This is a genomic window from Xanthobacter pseudotagetidis (genome assembly GCF_043194795.2).
In the GTDB taxonomy this organism is placed as follows: domain Bacteria; phylum Pseudomonadota; class Alphaproteobacteria; order Rhizobiales; family Xanthobacteraceae; genus Xanthobacter; species Xanthobacter tagetidis_A.
Map to the genome: position 1 here is coordinate 1,730,050 of NZ_CM195534.1, position 24,557 is coordinate 1,754,606.

Annotated in this window: 22 protein-coding genes; 17 read left to right on the forward strand and 5 right to left on the reverse strand. The window is 71.4% G+C overall.

The annotated features are described in order from the left end of the window. Positions 1–523 precede the first annotated feature (523 nt). The gene (locus V5F67_RS08005; protein ID WP_509210635.1) at positions 524–958 is read right to left on the reverse strand and encodes a hypothetical protein; all 435 of its coding nucleotides are present in this window, start codon (positions 956–958) and stop codon (positions 524–526) included. 108 nt (positions 959–1,066) lie between these two features. On the opposite strand from V5F67_RS08005, the gene V5F67_RS08010 reads away from it, so the two are divergent. The 14 genes from V5F67_RS08010 to V5F67_RS08075 all read left to right on the forward strand — a co-directional run bounded on the left by V5F67_RS08010 (position 1,067) and on the right by V5F67_RS08075 (position 15,639). Continuing rightward, positions 1,067–1,705, forward strand: a complete 639-nt coding sequence (locus tag V5F67_RS08010; protein WP_509210636.1) for a phage distal tail protein, Rcc01695 family — start codon at positions 1,067–1,069, stop codon at positions 1,703–1,705. A 7-nt stretch (positions 1,706–1,712) separates the two neighbouring features. Further along, positions 1,713–2,600 carry a phage/gene transfer agent baseplate hub protein gene (locus tag V5F67_RS08015; protein ID WP_509210637.1) on the forward strand — a complete coding sequence of 296 codons (888 nt, stop codon included), beginning with the start codon at positions 1,713–1,715 and terminating at the stop codon, positions 2,598–2,600. Continuing rightward, a complete protein-coding gene (locus V5F67_RS08020; RefSeq protein ID WP_509210638.1) occupies positions 2,597–3,055 on the forward strand; it encodes an NlpC/P60 family protein in 459 nt (152 codons plus the stop codon). The genes V5F67_RS08015 and V5F67_RS08020 overlap by 4 nt, the downstream gene beginning before the upstream one ends. Before the next feature lie 140 nt (positions 3,056–3,195). Beyond that, positions 3,196–4,161: an IS5 family transposase gene (locus tag V5F67_RS08025; RefSeq protein ID WP_509210583.1), complete on the forward strand. Its 966-nt coding sequence runs from the start codon at positions 3,196–3,198 to the stop codon at positions 4,159–4,161. A 308-nt stretch (positions 4,162–4,469) separates the two neighbouring features. Next, positions 4,470–8,375 (forward strand): baseplate multidomain protein megatron, encoded by a 3,906-nt coding sequence (locus V5F67_RS08030; protein ID WP_394021334.1) that lies wholly within the window; start codon positions 4,470–4,472, stop codon positions 8,373–8,375. Positions 8,376–8,406: 31 nt separating this feature from the next. Continuing rightward, a complete protein-coding gene (locus V5F67_RS08035) occupies positions 8,407–9,111 on the forward strand; it encodes a DUF2793 domain-containing protein (RefSeq protein ID WP_394021333.1) in 705 nt (234 codons plus the stop codon). Positions 9,112–9,133: 22 nt separating this feature from the next. Further along, the gene (locus V5F67_RS08040; RefSeq protein WP_394021332.1) at positions 9,134–9,454 is read left to right on the forward strand and encodes a spike base protein, RCAP_Rcc01079 family; all 321 of its coding nucleotides are present in this window, start codon (positions 9,134–9,136) and stop codon (positions 9,452–9,454) included. A 155-nt stretch (positions 9,455–9,609) separates the two neighbouring features. Then, positions 9,610–10,872: a phage head spike fiber domain-containing protein gene (locus tag V5F67_RS08045; protein WP_394021331.1), complete on the forward strand. Its 1,263-nt coding sequence runs from the start codon at positions 9,610–9,612 to the stop codon at positions 10,870–10,872. Continuing rightward, the gene (locus V5F67_RS08050) at positions 10,869–11,210 is read left to right on the forward strand and encodes a hypothetical protein (RefSeq protein ID WP_394021330.1); all 342 of its coding nucleotides are present in this window, start codon (positions 10,869–10,871) and stop codon (positions 11,208–11,210) included. Before V5F67_RS08045 ends, V5F67_RS08050 begins: the two co-directional genes overlap by 4 nt. 205 nt (positions 11,211–11,415) lie before the next feature. Further along, entirely contained in the window at positions 11,416–12,294 is an 879-nt protein-coding gene (locus V5F67_RS08055) for a glycoside hydrolase family 108 protein (RefSeq protein WP_394021329.1), read from the forward strand. Next, a complete protein-coding gene (locus V5F67_RS08060) occupies positions 12,291–12,686 on the forward strand; it encodes a hypothetical protein (protein ID WP_394021328.1) in 396 nt (131 codons plus the stop codon). Before V5F67_RS08055 ends, V5F67_RS08060 begins: the two co-directional genes overlap by 4 nt. A 261-nt stretch (positions 12,687–12,947) precedes the next feature. Continuing rightward, a complete protein-coding gene (locus V5F67_RS08065; protein WP_394021327.1) occupies positions 12,948–13,616 on the forward strand; it encodes a response regulator transcription factor in 669 nt (222 codons plus the stop codon). A 39-nt stretch (positions 13,617–13,655) separates the two neighbouring features. Next, complete coding sequence (locus V5F67_RS08070) at positions 13,656–15,041, forward strand: ATP-binding protein (RefSeq protein ID WP_394021326.1); 1,386 nt, start codon at positions 13,656–13,658, stop codon at positions 15,039–15,041. Positions 15,042–15,189: 148 nt separating this feature from the next. Then, a complete protein-coding gene (locus tag V5F67_RS08075; RefSeq protein WP_394021325.1) occupies positions 15,190–15,639 on the forward strand; it encodes a hypothetical protein in 450 nt (149 codons plus the stop codon). Between the two features lie 274 nt (positions 15,640–15,913). Here V5F67_RS08075 and carA read toward each other — a convergent pair whose 3' ends face one another. Next, positions 15,914–17,104, reverse strand: a complete 1,191-nt coding sequence (gene carA, locus V5F67_RS08080; protein WP_394021324.1) for a glutamine-hydrolyzing carbamoyl-phosphate synthase small subunit — start codon at positions 17,102–17,104, stop codon at positions 15,914–15,916. 241 nt (positions 17,105–17,345) lie between these two features. Between carA and V5F67_RS08085 the strand changes: the two genes are divergently transcribed. Beyond that, a complete protein-coding gene (locus tag V5F67_RS08085) occupies positions 17,346–17,804 on the forward strand; it encodes a GatB/YqeY domain-containing protein (RefSeq protein WP_394021323.1) in 459 nt (152 codons plus the stop codon). A gap of 21 nt (positions 17,805–17,825) precedes the next feature. On the opposite strand, the gene V5F67_RS08090 is transcribed toward V5F67_RS08085, so the two are convergent. The 3 genes from V5F67_RS08090 to V5F67_RS08100 form a co-directional block, all read right to left on the reverse strand. Next, on the reverse strand, positions 17,826–19,244 hold the full coding sequence (locus tag V5F67_RS08090; protein ID WP_394021322.1) for an alanine/glycine:cation symporter family protein: 1,419 nt from the start codon (positions 19,242–19,244) through the stop codon (positions 17,826–17,828). A gap of 161 nt (positions 19,245–19,405) precedes the next feature. Next, positions 19,406–19,717: a BrnA antitoxin family protein gene (locus V5F67_RS08095; protein WP_394021321.1), complete on the reverse strand. Its 312-nt coding sequence runs from the start codon at positions 19,715–19,717 to the stop codon at positions 19,406–19,408. 64 nt (positions 19,718–19,781) lie between these two features. Then, a complete protein-coding gene (locus V5F67_RS08100; protein ID WP_394021320.1) occupies positions 19,782–19,985 on the reverse strand; it encodes a BrnT family toxin in 204 nt (67 codons plus the stop codon). Between the two features lie 155 nt (positions 19,986–20,140). Between V5F67_RS08100 and dnaG the strand changes: the two genes are divergently transcribed. Further along, positions 20,141–22,045, forward strand: coding sequence for a DNA primase (gene dnaG, locus V5F67_RS08105; RefSeq protein WP_394021319.1), 1,905 nt, complete (start codon positions 20,141–20,143; stop codon positions 22,043–22,045). 187 nt (positions 22,046–22,232) lie between these two features. Beyond that, the gene (gene rpoD, locus V5F67_RS08110; RefSeq protein ID WP_394021318.1) at positions 22,233–24,233 is read left to right on the forward strand and encodes an RNA polymerase sigma factor RpoD; all 2,001 of its coding nucleotides are present in this window, start codon (positions 22,233–22,235) and stop codon (positions 24,231–24,233) included. The last annotated feature ends 324 nt before the right edge of the window (positions 24,234–24,557 follow it).

The following is a 24,557-nucleotide window of genomic DNA, read 5'->3' on the forward strand; positions in this document are numbered from 1 at the left end:
CGGAGGCGGCGATGCCCTGAGGAATGGGCGAGGCGGGGGATGGCCAAAGCCGGCCCGAAGACCGGGCCCACATCCAGCCCCCACATCCGACGCTTGCGCGTTCTGCGCGTTCCGTCGGCGTGCTTCTGCCGCGCCGAGCCGCCGCCCAGACCCGGGCCGGCGGCAGCCGGAACGGGACCTGCGCAGAATGGAGAGGCCGCCGGACCCGCGCTGTCGAAGCCGGACGGCTGCAACCGCTCCGTGGTCGCGTGTCACGGACCTGCGCACGGAACGCTGGCGCCGATGAAATGCCGGCACCGGAATTCATTCATCCCGCCCGGAGCGGGATGGGCCAAGCGGATCCGAGTTTGGAGGGATCCGCGTTTGGACGGACCCGAGTTTGAGCGGATCCGAGCTCGGGTGAGCCCGCATGTGGGCGCTCCCGAATTTCGGCGGACCACCTGCGGCCCGCGACGGCGCCGCGCCGCGCGGGTCCTCGGAACGGGTCTGCCTGCGCGAGATGGCCCCGGCGACGGGGCCACGCTCACTTCTTCTTGGCCGGGGCCTTGGCCGCGGGCTTCTTCTCCGCCGCCGGCTTGGCAGCCGCCTTCGGAGCCGCGGCCTTCTTCTCGGCGGCGGGCTTGGCGGCGGCCTTCGGCGCAGCCGCCGGCTTCTCCGCAGCCTTCTTCGCAGCCGCCGGCTTGGCAGCCGCCTTCGGAGCCGCGGCCTTCTTCTCGGCGGCGGGCTTGGCCGCGGCCTTCGCAGGCGCCTTCGCTGCGGTCTTCGCCGCTGCCTTGACGGGGGCCTTCGCGGCGACCGCCTTCTTCTCGGCGGGCTTCGCCTCGGCGGTCTTCGCGGGGGCCTTCGCGGCGGCCTTCGTGGCGGGCTTCTTCTCCGCCGCAGGGGCCTTCGCGGGGGCCTTGGCCGGCGCCTTCTTCTCGGCGGCGGCGGCGGGCTTCTTCGCGGGCTTCGTAGCCATGCTTTCGCTCCATCCTCATCGAGGAAATGAAAGTCAAGGCGTGCCCTTAAACTATGTCAAGCGGCTTTTTATTGATTTGCCTTAAGAATTGGGGATTGGAGGCCTCTCATGGGCGGATTTCACGAGGTTCTCTTCCCGATCGACGTGGCGCTGGGCGCTTCGGGCGGTCCGGAGCGCGTCACGGAGGTGATCACGACCGCCTCCGGACGCGAGGAGCGCAACACGCGGCAGGCTGATTCGCGGCGCCGATGGGACGCCGGATTCGGTGTCCGCACGCTCGCCGCGCTGAGCCAGGTGGTGGCCTTCTTCGAGGAGCGCCGCGGACGCCTTCACGGCTTCCGCTGGCGCGATCGGCTCGACCATTCCTCCGACCTTCCGGGAACCGCGCCGAGCCCGCTCGACCAGCTCCTCGGCATCGGCGACGGCGCGCGCCGCGCCTTCCCGCTGGTGAAGACCTACGGCGCATTCCACGCGCCGTATGCGCGGCCCATCGGCAAGCCCGTGGCGGGCACCGTGCGGGTCGCCGTCGACGGCGTCGAGGCGGCGCCTGCGGCGTTCGCGGTGGACCCCGCGAGCGGCCTTCTCACCTTCGCGGAGGAGGCCGCTCCGGGCGACGGCGCGGCGGTCACGGCGGGGTTCCTGTTCGACGTTCCGGCGCGCTTCGACACCGACTTCCTGGAGGTGAACCTCTCCGCCTTCGCGGCCGGCGACATCCCCCGCATCCCCGTCATCGAGATCCGTCCGTGAGGCCGTCATGAGAGCGCTTCCCGCCGCCCTTGCCGCGCGCCTCGCGGAGGGCGTGACCACCCTGTGCCACGCCTTCCGCATCACCCGCCGCGACGGCACGGTCCTGGGCTTCACCGACCACGACCGCGACCTCGTGGTGGATGGCACGCTCATGCGCGCGGCCTCCGGCATCCGCGCCAGCGAGAGCACCCTCGCGCAGGGCCTCGCCGTCACCGGCGCCGAGCTCTCCGGCGCCCTTTCGTCCGACGCCCTCGACGCCGACGAGCTGGCCGTCGGCCGCTATGACGGCGCCCGCGTCGAGCTGCTGCTGGTAGACTGGTCCGCGCCCGAGACGTTCCTGCTCTTGCGCAGCGGCACCATCGGCGAGGTGCGCAGCGCCGACGGGGTCTTCACCGCCGAGGTGCGCTCGCGCGCCGACGCGCTGGGCGAGGCGCGCGGGCGGCTCTATTCCTCCCGCTGCGACGCGGACCTCGGCGATCACCGCTGCGGCGTCGACCTCGGCGCGCCCGCTCATTCCGCGCTCGCCACCGTGGCCGGCGCGGACGGATCGCGGCTCGTGCTCACCGGTCTTTCCGGCTTCGCGGCGGCGACCTTCGCGCGCGGCCGCGCCGTCTTCGCCTCGGGTGCCAATGCGGGCTTCGCCACCGAGGTGAAGTCGCATCTCGTGGAGGGCGATGACGCGGTGATCCGCCTGTGGCAGCGGCCGCCCTTCGCGGTGGCGGCGGGCGACGGCGTCCAGCTCACCGCGGGCTGCGACAAGGCCTTCGCCACCTGCCGCGACCGCTTCGCCAACGCGCTCAATTTCCGCGGCTTCCCGCACATGCCGGGCAACGACTTCGTCATCACCGTCGCGGTGCCCGGCGAGGGCGGATACGACGGCGGGCTCTTGTCGTGAGCGCGGCGCTCGATCGCGGCGCCATCCTGGCGGAGGCGCGGGCCTGGCTCGGCACGCCCTATCGCCACCGCGCCTCGGTGAAGGGCGAGGGCACCGACTGCCTCGGCCTCGTGCGCGGGGTGTGGCGCGCGCTCGTCGGCCCGGAGCCCGAGCCGCTGCCGCCCTATGCCCCCGACTGGGCCGAGGCGGGCCGGCGCGAGACGCTGGCCGACACCGCCTTCCGCCGCCTCGTCGCGGTGCCGCTCGATGCCGCGCGGCCGGGCGACGTGCTGCTGTTCCGCTTTCGCGCCCACCTGCCGGCGAAGCACGCGGCGATCCTCTCGGCGGGCGCGGTGGGCGAGGGCGGGATGATGATCCACGCCTATGACGGCGCGGCGGTGTGCGAAAGCCATCTCGGCCGCTGGTGGACCCGGCGCTGCGCCTTCGCCTTCGCCTTCCCGGGGGTGGCGGGCTGAAAGCGCGGCGGCCCGTCGGGGACGAACCCAAGAGCCAGGCGCCGCCCTCACCGTTCGCGCCCCCTCTCCCGCTTGCGAGACCTCTGCGAAATGACGTGAGCTTTGGGTTGTGATTCACTGCGTGTGAGGGGGATGCGGTGATGGATCAACAGAGCTTCCTTGACGCATTGTTGCCTGCGGGGTTTGGGCGCAATGCGCGGCTCGAGCGGATCAGCGGTCTGCTCGACTGGACGCGGATCGAGGCGCTGGTGGTGGCGGTGCGGCCCGGCGAGACCGGGCGTCCGCCGTACAGCCCGCTGTCGATGTTCAAGGCGCTGCTGCTGCAGCAATGGTACGGCCTGTCCGATCCGGGCCTGGAGGAAGCCCTGCTGGACCGGGTGTCGTTCCGTCGCTTCTGCGGCCTCGCCTTGGATGCCGCCACCCCCGACGAGACGACGCTGTGCCGGTTTCGCAACGCGTTGAAGCAGGCGGGCCTGGGCGAGGCGCTGTTCTGCGAGGTGCTGCGCCAGCTGGAAGCGGCGGGCTTCGTGCTCAAGACCGGCACCCTGATCGACGCCACCCTGGTGCAGAGCGCGGTGCGCCCGCCGCCCTCCCGCTCCACGCCGCGGGAGCAGGAAAGCCGCTCGCCGCAGGACCCGGACGCGAACTGGACCCGGCGGGGGGCGGCGCGCACCCTGTTCTTCGGCTACAAGGTCCATATCGGTGTGGACCAGACCTCTGGCCTGGTGAGAAGCCGGGTCCTGACCCCGGCCAAGGTGTATGAGAGCGAGGTCGCCGATCGCCTGATCCTGGGCGACGAACGGGCGGTCTATGCCGACAAGGCCTACGAGAAGAAGGCGCGGCGGCAGGCCCTGAAGGCGCAGGGCATCAAGGACCGCATCCAGCACCGCCGGAACAAGCACCAGAAGGGGCTGCCCCGCTGGCAGGCGGTGCGCAACACGCTGATCGGCCGGGTGCGCTCCGGCGTCGAGCGCACCTTCTCCCAGCTCAAGGGGCGCTACGGCCTGGGGCGGATGCGCTACACCGGCCTTCTCGCCAACGCCTTCCACCTGGACCTGATGCTCATCGCCTTCAACCTCAGGACCCTGACCGGCAAGGCCGCCTGAGCGCCACAGGCGCTCGCCCGAAGCGTCCGCGCACTCCCATCGCTTCGGTGCGCAACACCCTCGGAACACGCCAAACGCTCAATCCCAGCCGTGACGCGATGTTTCGCAGAGGTCTCGCAGGCGGGGGAGGGCAGGGGTGGGGGCGGCCGCAGGGCCGGGCGGCGCTTGCCGCTGGGCTCGGCGTCGTTCCCGGCCGTGCCCCCTCCCAACCCTCCCCTGTACGCGGGAGAGGTCTTGTGCGCCCGGACCGCCGGCGGCCGTGACGCAAGGCGCCTGCTCCACCTGAGACCAACCCAAGGACACCATCCATGGCGACCCTGCTCCTCGGCGCGGCCGGCTCCCTGATCGGCGGCGCGCTCTTCGGTCCGCTCGGGGCGGTGGCGGGGCGGGCGCTCGGCGCGCTCGGCGGCGCCGCGCTCGACCAGACGCTGCTCGGCGGCGCCCGCGCGCCCAAGGCCGAGGGGCCGCGCCTGTCCGACCTCGACGTGATGGCCTCCACCGAGGGCGCGCCCGTCGCCCGGCTCTACGGCCGCGCGCGGCTGCCCGGCCAGGTGATCTGGGCCACCCGGCTCACGGAGATCCGGCGCGAGGAGACCCAGAGCGTCGCCGGCAAGGGCGGCTCGCTGGCGCCCAAGGTCACCACCTACACCTATTACGCCAATTTCGCGGTCGCCTTCTGCGAGGGGCCGGTGGCGCGCATCGGCCGCATCTGGGCCGACGGCAAGCCGCTGGACGAGCGCCGCCTGTTCATCCGCACCCATCTCGGCGCCGAGGACCAGGCTCCCGACAGCTGGATCGCCGCCAGGCAGGGCGCCAAGGGCACGCCGGCCTATGGTGGCGTCGCCTATCTCGTGTTCCAGAACCTGGAGCTCACCGACTTCGGCAACCGCATCCCCCAGATCACCGCCGAGGTGGAGCGCCCCGTGGGGGCGCTGGAAAAGGACATCCGCGCCGTCACCCTGATCCCCGGCGCGACCGAGTTCGGCTACGACCCGCTCACCGTGCGCCAGCAAGTGGGGGAGGCGGTGTTCCTGCCGGAATCGCGCCACGTCACCACCCACCAGAGCGACTTCGAGGCGGCGCTGGAGCAACTGCTGTGCGCCTGCCCCAATCTCGAACGGGTGAGCCTCGTCGTCTCCTGGTTCGGCGACGACCTGCGCGCCGGCCACTGCTCCGTGCGGCCGAAGAGCGAGCGCCTCATCAAGATCACCACGCCGGTGGCCTGGACGGTGGGCGGCGACACGCGCCTCTCGGTGCCCGAAGTGTCGCGCTTCGGGGGCCGGGCGGCCTATGGCGGCACGCCCGCGGACGGCAGCGTGCTGCGCGCCATCCGCCGGTTGAGGCAGGAGGGCATCAAGGTCACGCTCAACCCGTTCCTGATGATGGACATCCCGGCCGGCAACACGCTGCCCGACCCGTGGACCGGCGCCGCATCCCAGCCGGCCCATCCCTGGCGCGGGCGCATCGCCTGCGATCCCGCGCCGGGGCGGGAGGGCAGCGCGGACGGCACCGCCGCCTGCGCGGCGCAGGTGTCGGCGCTGTTCGGGTCGGCGCAGGGGCACCATTTCACCCGCCTCGGCGACCTCGTGCTCTATTCCGGCCCGGCGGAATGGTCGCTCCGGCGCATGGCGCTGCACTACGCGCATCTCGCCGTGGCGGCGGGCGGGGTGGAGGCGATCCTGGTCGGCTCGGAATTCGAGGCCCTCACCCGCCTGCGGGATGACACCGGCGCCTTCCCGGCGGCCGAGGCGCTGGCCGACCTCGCGGCCGAGGTGAAGGCCGTGGTGGGCGCCGATACGCGCGTCTCCTACGCCGCCAACTGGAGCGAGTACGGCGCCCAGGTCCTCGACGGCGGCGACGTGCGCTTTCCGCTCGACGCGGTGTGGGCCTCGCCCGCGGTGGACTTCGTCGGCATCGACTACTATCCGCCCATGGCCGACTGGCGCGAGGGCTCGGACCATCTCGACGCCGCGCTCGCCCGCTCGCCGCACGAGGTGGCCTATCTCAAGGCCAATCTGCGCGCCGGCGAGGGCTACGACTGGTACTACGCCGACGCGGCCGCTCGCCTCGCCCAGGAGCGCGCGGCGATCACCGACGGCGCCCATGGCGAGCCGTGGGTGTTCCGCCAGAAGGACATCTGGTCGTTCTGGGCCAACGCCCATTTCGAGTGCACCGGCGGCGTGCGGCATGCCGCGCCCACCGCCTTCGTGCCCGGCGCCAAGCCGATCCGCCTCATGGAGGCCGGCTGCCCGGCGGTGGACAAGGGGCCGAACCGGCCGAGCGTGTTCCCGGACGCGAAATCCTCCGAGAATGCGCTGCCGCCCTTCTCCACCGGCGCCCGCGACGACCTCATCCAGCGCCGGGCGCTCGCGGCGATCCTCTCCACCTTCGAGCCGGCGGCGGGCGCGAGCCTTGCCGACAATCCCGCCGCCGAATTCTATGAGGGGCGGATGGTGGAGGAAGGCTGCACCTTCCTGTGGACCTTCGACGCGCGGCCCTATCCCCAGTTCCCGCTGGCGCGCGGGGTGTGGGCGGACGGCGACAACTGGCGCACCGGCCACTGGCTCAACGGCCGCCTCGGCGGCGCGCCGCTCGACGGCCTCGTCGGCGCCCTGTGCGCGGACTACGGGATCGACGATGTCGACGCCTCCACCCTGCCGGGGGCGGTGGACGGCTATGTGGTGGAGCGCCCCATGAGCGCGCGCGCCGCCATCGAGCCGCTGGCGCGCGCCTTCGGCTTCGACGCCATCGAGGAGGGGGCCGGGATCGCCTTCCGGCCGCGCGGGCGCGCGGAGCCGGTGACGATCGGCGCGGACGACCTGGTGCGCAGCGAGGACGGCCCGCTCATCGCCTTCACCCGCGCGCAGGAGAGCGAGCTGCCGGCTGCGGTGCGGCTCGGCTTCGTGGACGCGCACCGCGACTACCGCCGCGTCAGCATCGCCTCGCGCCGGCTCGTGGGCGCGAGCCGCCACGAGGTGGAGGCGGACCTCGCCGTGGTGGCCGAGACCGCGACCATGGCGCGCGCCGCCGATGTCTGGCTCCAGGACCTGTGGACCGGCCGCGAGAGCGCCGCCTTCACCCTGCCGCCCTCGCGCCTCGCATTGGTGCCGGGCGACCTGGTACGGCTCGTCCTCGACGGGCGGGAGCGGCTTCTTGAGATCACGCGCGTGGAGGAGGCGGGGGCGCGCGCCGTGACCGCCCGCGCCATCGACCCGGAGGTGTTCGACGCCGCGCTGCCGCCGGCGGAGGAGGGAACGGTCGCGCTGCCGCCGCCCTCGGGGCCGCCGGCCGTGGCGCTGCTCTCCTTGCCCACGGAGAGCGCGGCGGAGCCGGTGCCGCTGCAATATCTCGCCGCCGCCGCCGCGCCCTGGCCGGGCACGCTCGCGGTGTGGCGCTCCGGCGACGGGGCGAGCTTCGAGGCCGTCGCCGCGCTCACCTCGCCGGCGCTGTTCGCCACGCTGCTCGACCCGCTGCCGCGGGGGCCGCTCTGGCGCTTCGACCGCTTCAACGCGGTGCGGGTCGCCGCCGCCGCCGACCTCGTCTCGGCGAGCGAGGCGCAGGTGCTCGGCGGCGCCAACCTCGCCGCGCTGTTCGCCGAGGGGCGCGACTGCGAGATCATCCAGTTCACCGAAGCCGAGCTGCTGGAGGACGGCGTGTTCCGCCTCTCCGGCCTGCTGCGCGGGCGCGCCGGCACCGAGCTCGCCGGCGCCGAGCCCTGGCCCGCCGGCACCCGCCTCGTGAAGCTCGACGGGCGCGTCGAGCCGGTGGCCTCGGAGCTCTCCTTGCTGGGCCGCTCCTTCATCTACCGCGTCGGCCCGGCGCGCGGCGACCAGGGCGACGAGGAGGCGAGCGAGATCGCCGGCACGGTGGATGGCACCGCGCTGCGCCCGCTCTTCCCCGTGCATGCGCAGGCGCGCCGCACGCCGGCGGGGATCGCGCTCGCCTTCATCCGCCGCACCCGCACCGAGGGCGACGGCTGGGACCAGGTGGAGGTGCCGCTCGGCGAGGCGCGCGAGGCCTACCGCGTGGAGATCCTCGACGGCGCGGCGGTGGCGCGGACGTTCGAGACCGACGCGCCGTCGCTGCTTTATCCCGCCGCCGACGAGGCGGCCGATTTCGGCGGCCCGCAGGCGATGCTCGCGGTGCGCATCGCCCAGCTTTCCAGCGCCGTCGGCGCGGGCGCGGCGCGGCTGCTGACGCTGCCCGTCGGCTGACCTTTCCTTCCCGATCAAACGAGGATCGCTCATGGCGACCGACTGCACGGCCAACCTGGCGCTGCCTTATCTCGCGGCGGCGCAGGCGCAGAAGCACGTGACCCACAACGAGTCCCTGCGCCGCCTCGACGCCTTCGTCCAGCTGGTGCTGGAAAGCGTCACCGCCACCGCTCCGCCGCTCACCCCAGGGGAGGGCGCGCGCTGGTTTGTGCCGCCCGGCGCAGGCGGCGCCTTCGCCGGGCACGAGGGGCAGCTCGCCGCCTTCGAGGCGGGGGCGTTCGACTTCCTCCCGCTCGCGCCCGGATTCCTCGCCTTCGTGAAGGACGAGGGCCGGCTCGCGCTGTTCGACGGCGCGGCCTTCGTCTCGCCGCTCGCCGCGAGCGCCAACCGCGCCGCCATCGAGGCGCGGGTGCTGGAGGAGGACATCGCCCTCTCCGGCGCCCATGTGGAGAGCGCGATCGCCATCCCCGACCGCGCCATCGTGCTCGGCGTGACCACGCGCACGCTGGAGGCGGTCACGGGAGCCGCCTCCTATGACTGCGGCATCGCCGGGGAGCCGTCGAAGTTCGGCGGCTCGCTGGGGGCGGCGGCCGGCTCCACCAATGCCGGCGTCATCGGCCCCACCGCCTTCTATGCGCCGACGCCGGTCCGCCTCACCGCCAATGGCGCCGCCTTCACGGCCGGCGTCGTGCGCCTCGCCATCCATGTCCTCGCCTGCCCGGTGGCCGGCGCCTGATCCCCGTCTCGAGGAGAGCCCCATGCCCTACGATCCCGCCCGCGACCCCATGCGCGGCCATGCCGCCTCGCTGACCTCGCCCACCCGGCACCTCGCCGAGGTGGCGCCGGCCGACGAAGCGGACCTTTCCGTCTACGCCAAGGCGCTGTGGGCGTTCGTTCCGGAGGACGTGGCGGGCGGCGTCGGCACGGTGCGCGTCACGCCGGTGGGCGCCGGCGACGGCGAGAGCGTGGACATCCGTGCGTTGCCCGGCCTGCAGCCGCTGCCCCCGTGCCAGGTGCGCCGGGTCTGGGCCACCGGGACCTCGGAGGGGGTGCATGTCTATGCGCTGGTCGAGGGCTGAGGCGGCCGCTTGCCTGCCTCGCTTGCCTGCCCCGCGTGCCGTGCCGTCCATCTGCCTGCCGAGGAGCGATCCATGATCCATCTTCCCGCCCTCCGGCGCTGCGCCGGCGGGCGTCACCCGCGCCGGCCGGCGTCTCGCGAGGGGAGGGCCGCGTGATGTCTCATCTCGGCCCGGGGCTCGGGCTCGATACGGTGAACGCGCGCCGCCGGGCGCCCTTCTTCCACGGCTACGCCTATCGCCTCGACGGCGCCGCGCCCATCCTGGTGGCGGACTTCGCGCGCGGCCGCTGGGCGCGCGCCGGCGCGGTCGCCCCGGTGTCCGACATCCTCGCCGTGTCGGGCGCCGCGAAGCGGATCGTCGCGGCCGACGGCACCATCGCCATCTCGCCGGCCGACGCGCCGGCCTTCACCTGGCGCTCGGGGCGGCCCCGGCTCCTCGTCGAGGGACCGGCGACCAACCTGCTGGTCCGCTCGGGCGAAATGCACCTGTGGTCGGTTCCCAGCCCCGTGGCGCTGCGGCCCGCGCGCACCGGGGCGGCCGACATCGCGCCCGACGGCAGCCTGGGCGCGGCGCGCCTGGACTATCCGGCCAATGCGGTCGTCGGCGCGTCGAGCTTTGGCTACATCTACGCGTCGCGGGTCGGGCTTTCGAGCGGGACCTATACGTTTTCGTGCTGGCTGCGCGGCCTCGGCGGCGGCGAGATGACCTATCTCATCCTCTCCACGGCCGACCTCTCGCAGACCTACGCGGCGCCCTGCATGCTCACGACGCAGTGGCAGCGGTTCAGCCTCACCTTCACGACGCCGGGCTACGGCAGCACCGTCTATTTCTGCATCGGGCGGGACGGGCGCGATCCTGCGCAGGCGCCCCCGCTGCCGGCGCAGACGCTGTTCGCGTGGGGCGCCCAGGCGGAGGCCGGCGCCATCGCCACCTCCTACATCCCGACCGCGGCGTCGGCGGTCGCGCGCATCGCCGACGTGGTGCAGCTCACCCCCGCCGCCGCGGCCCCGCTCCAGGGCGCGGCTGCCTCGCTCGCGTGGCGCGGCCGGGTGCGCGCGGCCGAAGCGTCGCAGCCGCTGGTCGGCCTGCCGTCCGGATACGCGCTGCTGCGCGGCGGCACGACGCCGGCCGAGCTGCGCCTCGACGGATCGAGCGCGGCGGCGCTTTCCCTGGGCGCGGTGCTGCCGGGGGAGATCGGCGCCGCCATCGGCTGGGACGGCGCGGGGCGCGCCGGCGCGGTCAACGGGGCGGCGGCGGTGTCCGACGCGGCCGGGCTCGACCGCGCGCGCACGGACATCTTCCTCGGCGGCTCGGCCGGCCTGCCTGCCGGTTGTGCGCTGGAGATCGACGAACTGGTGGCGTGGGCCGCGCGCGGCTCCGGCGCCGGGCTGGCGGCGCAGGCGCGGGGGTGGCTATGAGCGAGACGGTCTTCCTGCGCTTCGCCGACCGGGAGGCGGCGCGTGCGGCCTTCGCGCTCTACGGCTCGGGCACCGTCGCCGGGCCGGACGGGGCGCCGCGATGGCCGTCCTGCGGCGCCTATCAGGGTCATCGCTATGACATCGCGCTCGTGGGCGCGGACGGCGCCATCTTCCGTCCCACCGGCGCGACCACTGACACCGGCTCCGGTCCGGAGCCGGTGATGGCGCCCGTGGCGGGCTTCCACGTCAACGTGCTGTGGCGCGGACCGGAAGGGCTGATCCCGGATTTCGGCGCGGCGCGGGTGTTTCCGCAGACGCCGGACTGCGTGTTCGCCTGACGGCGCGGCCGCCTCGCCCACATCCCGGGAAACGAGCGACCGGCCGAAGGTGCGGGGTGCCTTCGGCCGGCCGATCGCTCCTGACCGGCATCATTGGTGCCGCTGCCTTCGTAGCGCGGACCCCGGCCGCGCCGCTTCCCCAATTCGAGGGATGAAACGCCATCCGCCGCACCATTTCGCGGCGGCGCCGTCCCCAATACTCCAGATGAGGCTCGATCCCATGCGCGAGAACTTCAGGCCCGCCCTTGCCGCCGTGCTGGTGCACGAGGGCGGCTATTCCAATCATCCGTCCGATCCCGGCGGCCCCACCATGAAGGGCGTCATCAAGCGGGTCTATGACGACTACCGCCGCGCCAAGGGCGCGAGCGTGCGCGACGTGCGGCAGATCACCGAGGCCGAGCTGCAGGAGATTTACCGCAAGCGCTACTGGGATCTGATCCAGGGCGACCGGCTGCCCGCCGGCATCGACTACGCGGTGTTCGACGGCGCGGTGAACTCGGGCCCCGCCCAGGCCACGAAATGGCTGCAGCGGGCGCTGGGCATCCCGGCGGACGGCGTGCTCGGCCCGGCAACGCTCGCCGCCATGGAGCGGGCGGAAGATCATGACGCCGTCGTCGCTGGCATCCAGGCGCGGCGCCTCGCCATGCTGAAGGCGCTGAGGACCTGGCCGGTGTTCGGCAAGGGGTGGGGCAGGCGGGTGGAGGAGGTGCGCCGGCTCGCCCTCGCACTCGCCACGGGCTCCCAGGACCTGCCCATGCCGACCGCCACGGCGAGCGGCAAGGCCTATGCCTCCAGCGCCAAGGCGCCACCGCCGAAGGCCATCGGCGATGCGCTGGCTTCGGGCGGCGTCGTGACCACGGGCATCGGCGTCGCCGTCGACGGCGTCACTCCGCTGGCCGACAAGAGCGCCACGGCCGCCGGCCTCCTGGTTCTCCTGATGGTGGCGGGCGCGCTGGTGGGCGTGCTCGGCTTCGTCTACCGCGAATGGGCGAAGGCCAGGGCCGCCGAGCTCCTCGACGCGCTCGATCTCAAGGCGCCCGAGCTGGGCGGCGCCGGAACGCCCGCCGAGGCGGTGCCGGCATGAGCGCGCTGCTGGCATTCCTGGGCGCCAGGTGGACGGCGGCGCTGGCGCTCGGCTGGGCGATGCCGGCCGGCGCGGCGCTGGTGAGCCTGATCGCCACGGTCCTGTGCGGCGGCGACGCCGTGCTCGCCCTCATCCTCGCCGCCGGCGCCGCCGGCTTCGCGACGCTCTGGTCCACGCTCGGCCTCAGGCCGGCCTTGGCCTGGCTCGCCGGCACGGCGGCTGTCGCCATCCACCATCTCGGCGTCCGCCGCGGCGCCGCCCAGCAGAAGGCCAAGGAGCAAGCCGATGCCGACCGATCCGTTCAGCTGGCGGAGCGCGCGCGCGCTGACGCTGACCGCCGCAATTCTGACCCTGAGCGCCTGCGCGACGACGACGGGTTCCGGCGGGACTGACGTGTTCTGCCGCGGCGCGCGGCCGGTGCTCTGGTCGAGGTCGGACACCGACGAGACCATCCGCCAGGCCAAGGCGCACAACGCCGTCGGCAGGAAGCTGTGCCGGTGGTGAGGCCCGCGTCCGGCCGCCCGCCGGGCCTCCGGCGAAATGGCCGCGTCGCGGGACGCTGACATTGCGGCTCTGCTCTGGCATTGTGGCAGGGCAATCGTTTTCGCGCCTTACCCGCAACCTGTCCGCAACCCGTCGCGCCTGGAGGGCCTGTGCGTCTGCTCGTCATCGAGGACGATCCCGATCTCAATCGCCAGCTCGTGGAGGCCCTCGCCGACGCGGGCTATGCGGTGGATCGAGCCTTCGACGGCGAGGAGGGGCACTATCTCGGCGAGAGCGAGCCCTACGATGCGGTGGTGCTCGACATCGGCCTGCCCAAGATGGACGGCCTTTCGGTGCTGGAGAGCTGGCGCCGGGCGGGCAAGGCCATGCCGGTGCTCATGCTCACGGCGCGCGACCGCTGGAGCGACAAGGTCCAGGGCTTCGACGCCGGCGCCGACGACTACGTCGCCAAGCCCTTCCACATGGAGGAGGTGCTGGCGCGCCTGCGGGCGCTGCTGCGCCGCGCCACCGGCCACGCCTCCAGCGAACTGACCTGCGGGCCGGTGCGGCTCGACACCCGCTCGGGGCGCGTCTCCGTCGAGGGCAATCCGGTCAAGCTCACGTCGCATGAATATCGGCTGCTGTCGTACCTGATGCACCATTCCGGGCGCGTGGTCTCCCGCGCGGAGCTGGTGGAGCATCTCTACGACCAGGACTTCGACCGCGATTCCAACACCATCGAGGTGTTCGTCGGGCGCCTGCGCAAGAAGCTCGACTGCGAGGTGATCCAGACCGTGCGCGGCCTCGGCTATCTCCTGGTGGCGCCCGATGAGGCGTGAGCCGGCGCGACGCGCGGTCCGGGCGGGGGCGCGGGTTCCATGACCGACGAGGCCAAGCCGGGCTCGCTCGCGGTCCGCCTCATGCTCTCGGCCATCGCCATCATGCTGGTGGTGCTGACCCTGGTCGGGCTGGTACTCTCCGGCCTCTATCGCAACGCGGCGGAGCGCTCGTTCGACCGCCGGCTCGACATCTACCTCAAGACCATCGTCGCCGAGCTGGCCAATGCGGCGCCGGGCCAGTTGCCCCAGCCCCAGGCCATGGCCGACCCGCTGTTCCTGTTTCCCAATTCCGGCTGGTACTGGCAGGTGGCCAAGGTGGGCGGCGGCCCGCAGGACCACCGGACCTCCCCCTCGCTGCCATCGGGCATGCTGCCGATCCTCTCCGAGATGGGCGTCGAGGCGCCGCCCGGCCGCATGCGCCAGGGCTATGCCGCCGGGCCGCTCGGCGAGACCCTGCGCGCGGTCGAGCGTGACCTCGATCTCGGCAAGGACGAGCGGTTCGTGGTGTCGGTGGCGGCGGTGTCCTCCGAGCTGGAGGAGGAGATATCCGCCTTCAACCTCGTCCTTGTGGGCACGCTGGTGGTGCTCGCCATCGCCTTCCTCGTGGTGGTGCTGATCCAGGTGCGCTACGGCCTCAGGCCGCTGGCGCGCATCTCGCAGGCGCTCGCAGCGGTGCGCTCCGGCAAGACCGAGCGCCTCGACGGCGCCTACCCGGAGGAGATCGCGCCCCTGGTCCGGGAAGTGAACATGCTGGTGGACGCCAACCGCGAGATCGTCGAGCGCGCGCGCACCCATGTGGGCAACCTCGCCCACGCGCTGAAGACCCCGCTCTCCGTGCTGATGAACGAGGCCGGCACCCGCGACGATCCGCTCGCCGTGCTGGTGCGCGACCAGGCCGGCGTGATGCGCGACCAGGTGGCCCACCACCTGGAGCGCGCCCGCATGGCGGCGCGCGTCTCGGTGGTGGCGGGCCTGTGCGAGGTGACGCCGGTCGTGACCTCCCTCGCCCGCACCATGGAGAAGATCAACCGCGCGCGGGACATCGCCATCGACGTGAAGGTGGTGGACGACGTGCGCTTCCGCGGCGAGCGGCAGGACATCGAGGAGATGGTGGGCAACCTCATCGACAATGCCTGCAAGTGGGCCAGCACCCGGGTCGAGGTGGAGGTCTGCATCGGCCGCGGCCGCTCCGTGTCCGACCGGGTGTTCTTCCACGTCATCATCGACGACGACGGGCCGGGCCTTGATCCCGCGCGCCGCGCGGATGTGGGGCGGCGCGGCCGGCGCCTCGACGAATCGAAGCCCGGCTCGGGGCTCGGCCTGTCGATCGTGCAGGAGCTCGCGACCCTCTATGGCGGGCGCTTCGACCTCGGCGCGGCGCCCATCGGCGGCCTGCGCTGCGAGCTGGTTCTGCCCGCCGCCTGAGCCTGCCCGCCCGTCCTTTCGGAGCGGAACGCCCCCGCCGCTTGCCGACAGCCTTCCCTCCGGCGACGCCAGGCCTTATGTACGAAGGACCGGCCTCCGCGCGCTCCGCGCGGCACCGGCTTCGTCCGCTGAAGGCTCGTTCCGTCCGATGGTTCTGCGTCTGGTCGCCCCTTCCGGCCCGCTCGCCGCGCTGGCGCTCTCGGCGCTGCTCGCGGGCTGCGCCACCACTCCGGGCAGCGGGCTCGGAACATCGACGGCCAGCGTGGCGCTGCCCATGGCGCCGGTGATGAGCGGCGCGGTCTCGGGTGGCCTCATCGGCGGCACGGTGGGCAATGGCCTCGCGCCGGCCGACCGCCAGCGCGCCTACGAGGCCGAGATCGCGGCGCTGGAGAATGGCAGCCCCGGCTATCCGATCGGCTGGAAGGGCGAGGACGGCACGCGCGGCACGGTGATCGCCGGCCCGGCCTATGTGCGCCCCGGCTACAAGAGCTGCCGCGACTACTCCCACACCATCTATATCGGCAACCGCCCCCAGATCGCCCGCGGCGCCGCCTGCCTCACCGACGAGGGAGGGTGGACCTCGGTGGTGACGAGCTGAAGGGGGAGGGGCGGCGCGTCCCGTGGCGCCCGAGCACCGTGATTCGCCCGCTGCCAGCGACGGCCTCTGCGGACATCCTCGGCGCGATGAGCTTGAGCGCAGCCGAGTCGTCGTGGCGGGACAAGCCCGGCCATCCACGCCCTGCGGCTGGGAGCCCACTTGCGGTCAAGGGCAGGCGGTCAAAGGCAGGCGGTCAAGGGCAAACGAGACCGCGTGGATGCCCGGGACAAGCCCGGGCATGACAGAGGAGGTGGGGGCGCTAAGCCGCCGCCCCTTACGCCGCCTTGTGCTTGCCCATCATCTCCACGAACCGGTCGAAGAGATAGTGGCTGTCGCGCGGGCCGGGGCTCGCCTCGGGGTGGTACTGCACCGAGAACACCGGCTTGTCCGACAGGGCGATGCCGGCGTTCGAGCCGTCGAACAGGGAGACGTGGGTCTCCACCGCGTTCGCCGGCAGGGTCTCGCGGTCCACGGCGAAGCCGTGGTTCATGGAGGTGATCTCCACCTTGCCCGTGGTCAGGTCCTTCACCGGATGATTGGCGCCGTGGTGGCCCTGGTGCATCTTCAGGGTACGCCCGCCGACGGCGAGGCCGATCATCTGGTGGCCGAGGCAGATGCCGAAGGTGGGCACGTCCTTCTCGATCAGCGCGCGGATCACCGGCACCGCATAGTCCCCGGTCGCCGCCGGATCGCCCGGGCCGTTGGAGAGGAAGACCCCGTCCGGCTTGAGCGCCAGGATGTCCTCGGCCGGCGTGGTGGCGGGCACCACGGTGATCTTGCATCCGGCCCCGGCCAGAAGGCGCAGGATGTTGCGCTTCACGCCGTAGTCGATGGCCACCACGTGGAATTTGCCGTCATCCCTGCGGCCGTAGCCGGCGCCCCATTCCCATGGCGTCTCGTCCCAGCCGTAGCGCTGGGGCGCGGTGACGCCGGGCACGAGGTCCATGCCTTCCAAGCCGGGCCACTGGCGCGCCTCGGCCTTCAGCGCCTCGATGTCGAACACGCCGTCGGCGCGGTGGGCGATGACCGCGTTGGGCATGCCCTTGTCGCGGATCAGCGCCGTCAGCGCGCGCGTGTCGATGCCGGTGATGCCGGGAATGCCGCGCGCCTTCAGCCACTGGTCGAGATGGCGCGTGGCGCGGTAGTTCGACGGCTGGGTGACGTCGGTGCGCAGCACCACGCCGCGCACGCCGGACGAGGCGGCCATGGAGACCGTCTCGATGTCCTCTTCGTTGGTCCCCACATTGCCGATGTGCGGGAAGGTGAAGGTGATGATCTGCCCGGCATAGGAGGGATCGGTGAGGATCTCCTCATAGCCGGTGATGGCGGTGTTGAAGCACACCTCGCCGGCGAGCTGGCTCTCCGCGCCGATGCCGTGACCGTAGAGCACGGTGCCGTCGGCGAGCACCAGCACGGCCGTAGGGGTGGGCTCCGCCCAGCCGGAATGGACTTGTTCGAGGGTCATGGGACGCTTACATAGTCATCGGCCGCGGCGGGGTCAAAGGGGTGTGCGACGGGCGCAGGGCGCCGGATAGCGAGGCATCCCGATCCCGCCGGGCGGCACCATGAGTTCGGGAGAGGGCGCGGTGCGCGCCGCACGGGGGCATCTGAGGCCTTGGCCGGACGCCCGGCGCGGCAGCCAGGCGCCTTTTCGCCGGAAGCTCAGATGCCGGCTCGATTCATTCCCATTCGACAGAGGTTTCCACGTGCTTCGTGACGACATCAACGCCGCGCTGAAAGAGGCGCTCAAGGCGCAGGACAAGCGGCGCACCTCCACGCTCCGCCTCATCAACGCGGCCCTCAAGGACCGCGACATCGAGCAGCGCGGTCACGGCAAGGACCCGCTGACCGACGACGAGCTGCGCGCGCTGCTCGCCAAGATGATCAAGCAGCGCGACGAGAGCGCGAAGATCTATGACGAGGGCGGCCGCCCCGAGCTCGCCGCGCAGGAGCGCGAGGAGATCGGCTACATCAAGGCCTTCCTGCCGGCCCAGCTGTCGGAGGCCGACACCAAGGCCGAGATCGGCAAGGTGATCGCCGAGATCGGCGCCGCCGGCATCAAGGACATGGGCCGCACCATGGCGGTGCTGAAGGAGCGCTTCGCCGGCGCCATCGACTTCGGCAAGGCCTCCCAGTGGGTCAAGGAGCAGCTCACCGCCGGGTGAGCGGCCCCTGTGGCGCCGCGGTCAGCGGCGGCTCCATATGCTCTTGTCGACGCCCTCGGTGAGGTCCGGCATTTCCGAGGCGAGGAACATGGGCTCCTTGCCCGCCTTGCGCTTCTGCAGATAGTCCCGCGTCAGCCGCGCCACCACGCCCGACAGGAGGACGATGGCGACGAGGTTGATGGAGGCCATCAGGCCCATGGAGGCGTCCGCCGCGTTGAACACGGTGCCGACGCTCTGCAGCGATCCCCACACCACCATGGCGAGCAGAGCGAGGCGCAGCACCACGATGCCGGCCGTGTGTCCGTGGCCGAGGAACACCAGCGCGCCCTCGGCATAGGAGTAGTTGCCGATGATGGATGTGAAGGCGAAGAAGAAGATCGCCACCGCCACGAAGTAGCGCCCGGCCCAGCCGATATGCACCTCCAGCGCCGCCTGGGTGAGCTGGGTGCCGGTGAGGCCGGTGTTCTGCTGGAACACGCCCGAGAGCAGGATCAGCAGGGCGGTGGCGGTGCAGATCACGATGGTGTCGATGAACACGCCGAGCGACTGCACGAAGCCCTGGCTCACCGGGTGGTGCGGGTCCGGCGTCGCCACGGCGGCGATGTTGGGGGCGCTGCCCATGCCGGCCTCGTTGGAGAACAGGCCGCGCTTCACGCCATTGAGCATGGCCGCCGCCACCGAGCCGGCGATGCCGCCGGTCGCCGGCTCGAAGCCGAAGGCGCTGCGCACGATCAGCGCGAGCATGCCGGGCACCTCGCCGATGTGCATGACGAGGGCATAGAGGGCGAGGCCCACATAGGCCGCCGCCATGAACGGCACGATGATCTCGGCCGTGCGGGCGATGGCGGCGATGCCGCCGAAGATGATGACGCCCGAGAGCGCCGCGACCGCGAGTCCGGTGGCGAGCTTGGGCAGGCCGAAGGCGCCCTCCATGGCGTCGGCGATGGAATTGGCCTGCACCGCGTTGAACACCAAGCCGAACGACAGGATCAGGCAGACCGAGAAGATGGCGCCCGCCCACGGCGCCTTCAGCCCGGCGGAGATGTAGAAGGCGGGGCCGCCGCGATAGCGTCCCTGGTCGTCCTTCACCTTGTAGAGCTGGGCGAGCGTGCTCTCGGCGAAGGCGGTCGCCATGCCGACGCAGGCCACCATCCACATCCAGAAGATGGCGCCGGGGCCACCCAATGCCAGGGCCACCGCGACGCCGGCGATGTTGCCGGTGCCGACACGGGAGGCGAGCGAGGTGCACAGCGCCTGGAACGGCGTGATGCCGGACTTGTCGGTTTCGTTGGCCCGCAGCACCGAGCGCAGCATCTCGGGGAAGTGGACGATCTGGATGAACCGGAGCCGGAGCGTGAAATAGATGCCGGTGGCGAGGAGCCCGTAGATCAGCACATAGCCCCAGAAGACCGTATTGAGGAAATCGATGATCGCGTCCATGGCGCCCCAGCCCGGATAGGTTGAAATCACAGGCTAGAGCGTGGCTTACGTGGGGTCCACTGGGAAAGCGGCTTCGGGCGCCGCGGCCGGGCGGGGCGGCGCTCCTGCGATCCGCCTGTGGATTGCGGGGATGCTGCTCGCGACTGTTCCCGCTTCCGGGCTCAGGCCTCGTCCGCGCCTTTGCGCGCGGCGGCGGCGTCCATGTAGGCGCGCAGCACGGCGTTGATGCGTTTCTGGTAGCCGGGTCCGGAGGCCTTGAAGAAGGCCAGCACGTCCTCGTCGAGGCGGATGGAGATCGGCGCCTTCTTCGGCGGCACCACCACGGTGGCGGTCCATCCTTCCAGGTCCAGAAGACCCTCCCAGTCGGGATCGGCGCGGGCCGCCGCCTCGACCTCCTCCTCGGTCATGGCGCGCAGGCGCCCCCAGTCGATATCGGAGGGAAGCTGCGCCAGCTCCTCGGCCGTATAGCGCATGGCAGGCCCGCTGTTCCTGCCTTCGGGCGCGTCGGGCGGAGATGATGCGGATCGCTTCGCCCCGTCAGGTGTGGACGACCGCGAAGAGGAGGCCGCTGATCTCGACGATGCCGACATGGTGCTCCTCCTGTCTCCGTGACGAGTCGTAGATTACGATGGGACCAGATCGCATGGCCCGGGCGACATCCCGGAAATCGACGCCGTGCTTGTCGAGGTTCGAGCGCCGCTTCGCCTCGTCCCATTCGAAGAGGACCGTGTCCCAGTCCATCGCCCCGCCCCCGCCACAGTCGGGGCAGAATAGTCTCGGCGCCCGGCGCGCGCACGCTAGGATTGTGTCTCGGTCGCGAGGGTCATTTTACTCGATGTTGTATATACAAACGTAGTTTGTCAACCCCGCTCCGCGGCTCGTGCTAGACTGGTGCCATGCGCTTCCCGCCCTCGTTCCTCGACGAGATTCGTGCCCGCCTCCCGGTGTCGGAGGTGGTGGGCCGGCGCGTGAAGCTGAAGAAGCAGGGGCGCGAGTTCGCCGGCCTCTCGCCCTTCAACGCCGAGAAGACGCCGTCCTTCTTCGTCAACGACCAGAAGGGCTTCTATCACTGCTTCTCGTCCGGAAAGCACGGCGACGTGTTCGACTTCCTGATGGAGACCGAGGGCCTGCCGTTCGGCGAGGCGGTGGAGCGGCTCGCCTCCATGGCCGGCCTCCAGGTGCCGCAGGCGAGTCCCGAGGCAGCGGCCAAGGAGGAGCGGCGGCGCACCCTCCATGAGGTGATGGAGCTGGCCGCCCGCCATTTCGAGGCGACGCTCCAGTCCCGCGCCGGCGCCAAGGCGCGCGGCTATCTTTCCGACCGTGGGCTCGGCCCGCTCACCCAGCAGCGCTTCCGTCTCGGCTATGCCGCCCCGGACCGATTCCATCTGAAAGAGGCGCTGGGCAAGCTCGGCGTGTCGGTCGAGGACATGGTGGAGACCGGCCTTCTCATCTCCGGCGACGACATCCCCGTCCCCTATGACCGCTTCCGCGACCGGGTGATGTTCCCCATCACCGACATGAAGGGGCGCGTGGTGGCGTTCGGTGGGCGGGCGCTGGAGAAGGACGTTCCCGCCAAATACCTCAACTCCCCCGAGACCACGCTCTTCCACAAGGGCTCGCTGCTCTACAACGGCTTCTCCGCCCGCGCCGCGGCCCAGAAGGGCGCGCGCGTGATCGCGGTGGAAGGCTATGTGGACGTGATCGCCATGGTGGAGGGCGGGTTCGGTGCCACGATCGCGCCGCTCGGCACCGCCCTCACCGAGGAGCAGCTCCAATTGCTCTGGCGCATGGCCGACGAGCCGGTGCTGCTGTTCGATGGCGACAAGGCCGGCCGCAAGGCCGCCCACCGGGCCATCGACCTCGCGCTGCCGCACCTGAAGGCCGGCCGCAGCCTCTCCTTCGCCACGCTCCCGGACGGGCAGGACCCGGACGACCTGATCCGCCGCTCCGGCCCCGACGCCATGGCCGAGGTGCTGGCCCAGGCACGCCCGCTCGCGGCCGAGCTGTGGGCGCGCGAGAGCGAAGCGGCATCCCTCGATACCCCCGAGCGGCGCGCCGCGCTGGAGGCACGGCTCAAGGAGGTGGTCGCCGCGATTGCCGACGAGACCGTGCGCAAGCATTACGGGCAGGACCTGTCCGAGCGGTTCCGCGCGCTGATCGCGCCGGCCGGAGCGGCCCGGCAGGGCGCCTTCCAGCGCCGCGATGGCGGCCGGGGCGGGCGCTTTGCCCCGCGCGAGGCGCCGCTGGTGCCGCGCGGCGCGGAGATCGCCAAGAGCGCCCTGGTGCGCGGGCCCATGGCCGCCATGCCGCGCAACGAGGCGTTGCTGCTGTTCTGCCTCATCAACCATCCGTTTCTGCTGGACGAGGCCTCGGAAGAGGTGGCGGGCCTGCCGCTCGCCAATCCCGACGCCGACCGCCTGCGCCGGCTGCTGGTCGAGTCGCACCTGGAGGGCGACGATCCGGAGGCCCTGTCCGCCCGCCTCGGCCAATCCGACATGGAGGCCCTGGCGCGGCGCGTGAGCGCCCTCGCCAATCCCCGTCACGACTGGCCGGCTTACAAAGATACCGCCTCGGCCGATGTTCGGCTCTGGTGGCATCAGCGCACGGCCTTGCATCGCAAGGCTCACGCGCTATCTAGGGAGCTGAGGGAGGCCGAGCGCAGCCTGGGGGAGGACCCCAGCGAGCAGAATTTCGCTTGGCTCCGCGACGTGCGCGAGCGCCTGTCGGCGATCGACGGCACGGAAGCTTTGGTGGAGGGATTTGGCGCTTCCTCGGGCCGCGCGTCGGCGCGCTCGGTGTGAAACCGTCCTCCGAATAGTCAAAGGAAGCCTGCCGCTCCGGCCATGGGGGTTGGATGCGCGTTCAGGCTGGTTTAACGGGATGGCGACGAAAAAGCCGCTCCCGGGTGCGAAGGCAAAAGGTGGCGAGGCCGAGGGGCCGCGCCGCCGTCTTGCCGTTTCTAGCCGGCGAGATCAGCAGGAGAAGTCCATGGCGAAACAGTCTGCCGAGACGACCGAGGCTCCGGAGAAGGAGAGCGATGCGCCCGACGGGCCGCTGCTCGACCTCTCGGACGCGGCCGTCCGGAAGATGATCAAGAACGCCAAGCGCCGTGGATACGTGACCTACGAGCAGCTCAACGAGGTGATGCCCTCCGAGGAGGTGACCTCCGAGCAGATCGAGGACACCCTGGCGATGCTCAACGACATGGGCATCAACGTGATCGAGGCCGAGGAGGCCGAGACCGAGGAGAGCGGCGAGGAAGGCGAGGCCGCCGAGGAGCCCGAGGAGGCGGAGGGCGGCGAGCTTGCCGAGGCGTCCCCGCGCGCCGTCACGCGTTCGGAGACCAAGTCCGAGCCGGCCGAGCGCACCGACGATCCGGTGCGCATGTACCTGCGCGAGATGGGCTCGGTGGAGCTGCTCTCCCGCGAGGGCGAGATCGCCATCGCCAAGCGCATCGAGGCCGGCCGCGAGGCGATGATCGCAGGCCTGTGCGAGAGCCCGCTCACCTTCCAGGCGATCATCATCTGGCGCGACGAGCTCACCGAGGCGCGCGTGCTGCTGCGTGACATCATCGACCTCGAAGCCACCTATGCCGGCCCCGAGGGCAAGAACCCGCCCGCCGCCATGGGCGAGGAGACCGCGCTTGCCCCCGAGGCGGGCGAGGACGGCCTTCTGGGTGACGGCGCCGGGCCCGAGGGTGACGAGGACGACATGGAGAATTCCATGTCGCTCGCCGCCATGGAGGCGGAGATCAAGCCGAAGGTGGTGGAGACCTTCGACCGCATCGCCTCCAGCTACACCAAGCTGCGCCGGCTCCAGGACCAGAACGTCGAATCGAAGCTGAAGAACGAGACGCTCTCCCCGGCCCAGGAGCGCAAGGCGAAGAAGCTGAAGGAGGACCTCGTCGCCGACGTGAAGTCCCTCTCCCTCAACCAGCAGCGCATCGACGCTTTGGTGGAGCAGCTCTACGAGATCAACAAGCGCCTCGTGGGCCTGGAGGGCCGCCTGTTGCGCCTCGCCGACAGCTACGGCGTCGCCCGCGACGACTTCCTCAAGCAGTACATGGGCTCCGAGCTCGATCCCAAGTGGGTGCTGCGCGTCTCCAAGCTCGGCTCCAAGGGCTGGAAGGGCTTCGTCGCCCACGAGAAGGAGATGATCAAGGACCTGCGCGGCGACATCCACGGCCTCGCCACCGAGACCGGCCTGGAGATCTCCGAGTTCCGCAAGATCGTCCAGATGGTGCAGAAGGGCGAGAAGGAAGCCCGCCAGGCGAAGAAGGAAATGGTGGAGGCCAACCTGCGCCTCGTCATCTCCATCGCCAAGAAGTACACCAACCGCGGCCTGCAGTTCCTGGACCTGATCCAGGAGGGCAACATCGGCCTCATGAAGGCGGTCGACAAGTTCGAGTACCGGCGCGGCTACAAGTTCTCCACCTATGCCACCTGGTGGATCCGGCAGGCGATCACCCGCTCGATCGCCGACCAGGCCCGCACCATCCGCATCCCCGTGCACATGATCGAGACCATCAACAAGATCGTGCGCACCTCGCGGCAGATGCTGCACGAGATCGGCCGCGAGCCGACCCCGGAGGAACTGGCCGAGAAGCTTGGCATGCCGCTGGAGAAGGTGCGCAAGGTGCTGAAGATCGCCAAGGAGCCCATCTCCCTCGAGACGCCCATCGGCGACGAGGAGGACAGCCACCTCGGCGACTTCATCGAGGACAAGAACGCGGTCCTGCCCATCGACGCCGCGATCCAGTCCAACCTGCGCGAGACCACGACGCGGGTGCTCGCCTCGCTCACGCCCCGCGAGGAGCGCGTGCTGCGCATGCGCTTCGGCATCGGCATGAACACCGACCACACCCTTGAGGAAGTGGGCCAGCAGTTCTCGGTGACGCGCGAGCGCATCCGCCAGATCGAGGCCAAGGCGCTCAGGAAGCTGAAGCATCCGAGCCGGTCGAGGAAGCTCAGGAGCTTCCTGGATAATTGAACGGACCATTGGAAAGCGGAAAAGGCGGCCGAGAGGCCGCCTTTTTTGTTTGAGATGGCTGTGCGCACGGGCCGCCTCATCCCATGCGCGCCGTCATCCCCCGGCTTGTCCGGGGGATCCACTCTGCGGCCGGGCCGGCTGTCTGCCGTGAGAGCGGGGTGCAAGCGAGGGGGTGCAAGCGAGGAGGTGGATGCCCCGGACGAGCCGGGGCATGACGGCGAAACTCTTCCGGGGACCTACGATCGGCCGCTCCCGTCATGCCCGGCCTTGAGCCGGGCATCCATGCCATGCCGCTTGCCTGGCCCTTGGACGGCTCCCATCCAC

Bases quoted from the DNA above. Each gene is read 5' to 3' on its own strand.
- V5F67_RS08025 (WP_509210583.1), top strand. From the start codon at position 3,196: ATGGATCAACAGAGCTTCCTTGACGCATTGTTGCCTGCGGGGTTTGGG.
- V5F67_RS08030 (WP_394021334.1), top strand. From the start codon at position 4,470: ATGGCGACCCTGCTCCTCGGCGCGGCCGGCTCCCTGATCGGCGGCGCG.
- V5F67_RS08040 (WP_394021332.1), top strand. From the start codon at position 9,134: ATGCCCTACGATCCCGCCCGCGACCCCATGCGCGGCCATGCCGCCTCG.
- V5F67_RS08090 (WP_394021322.1), bottom strand. From the start codon at position 19,244: ATGGACGCGATCATCGATTTCCTCAATACGGTCTTCTGGGGCTATGTG.
- V5F67_RS08070 (WP_394021326.1), top strand. From the start codon at position 13,656: ATGACCGACGAGGCCAAGCCGGGCTCGCTCGCGGTCCGCCTCATGCTC.
- carA (WP_394021324.1), bottom strand. From the start codon at position 17,104: ATGACCCTCGAACAAGTCCATTCCGGCTGGGCGGAGCCCACCCCTACG.
- rpoD (WP_394021318.1), top strand. From the start codon at position 22,233: ATGGCGAAACAGTCTGCCGAGACGACCGAGGCTCCGGAGAAGGAGAGC.
- V5F67_RS08075 (WP_394021325.1), top strand. From the start codon at position 15,190: ATGGTTCTGCGTCTGGTCGCCCCTTCCGGCCCGCTCGCCGCGCTGGCG.
- V5F67_RS08010 (WP_509210636.1), top strand. From the start codon at position 1,067: ATGGGCGGATTTCACGAGGTTCTCTTCCCGATCGACGTGGCGCTGGGC.
- V5F67_RS08015 (WP_509210637.1), top strand. From the start codon at position 1,713: ATGAGAGCGCTTCCCGCCGCCCTTGCCGCGCGCCTCGCGGAGGGCGTG.
- V5F67_RS08060 (WP_394021328.1), top strand. From the start codon at position 12,291: ATGAGCGCGCTGCTGGCATTCCTGGGCGCCAGGTGGACGGCGGCGCTG.
- dnaG (WP_394021319.1), top strand. From the start codon at position 20,141: ATGCGCTTCCCGCCCTCGTTCCTCGACGAGATTCGTGCCCGCCTCCCG.
- V5F67_RS08045 (WP_394021331.1), top strand. From the start codon at position 9,610: ATGTCTCATCTCGGCCCGGGGCTCGGGCTCGATACGGTGAACGCGCGC.
- V5F67_RS08095 (WP_394021321.1), bottom strand. From the start codon at position 19,717: ATGCGCTATACGGCCGAGGAGCTGGCGCAGCTTCCCTCCGATATCGAC.
- V5F67_RS08035 (WP_394021333.1), top strand. From the start codon at position 8,407: ATGGCGACCGACTGCACGGCCAACCTGGCGCTGCCTTATCTCGCGGCG.
- V5F67_RS08055 (WP_394021329.1), top strand. From the start codon at position 11,416: ATGAGGCTCGATCCCATGCGCGAGAACTTCAGGCCCGCCCTTGCCGCC.
- V5F67_RS08050 (WP_394021330.1), top strand. From the start codon at position 10,869: ATGAGCGAGACGGTCTTCCTGCGCTTCGCCGACCGGGAGGCGGCGCGT.
- V5F67_RS08005 (WP_509210635.1), bottom strand. From the start codon at position 958: ATGGCTACGAAGCCCGCGAAGAAGCCCGCCGCCGCCGCCGAGAAGAAG.
- V5F67_RS08100 (WP_394021320.1), bottom strand. From the start codon at position 19,985: ATGGACTGGGACACGGTCCTCTTCGAATGGGACGAGGCGAAGCGGCGC.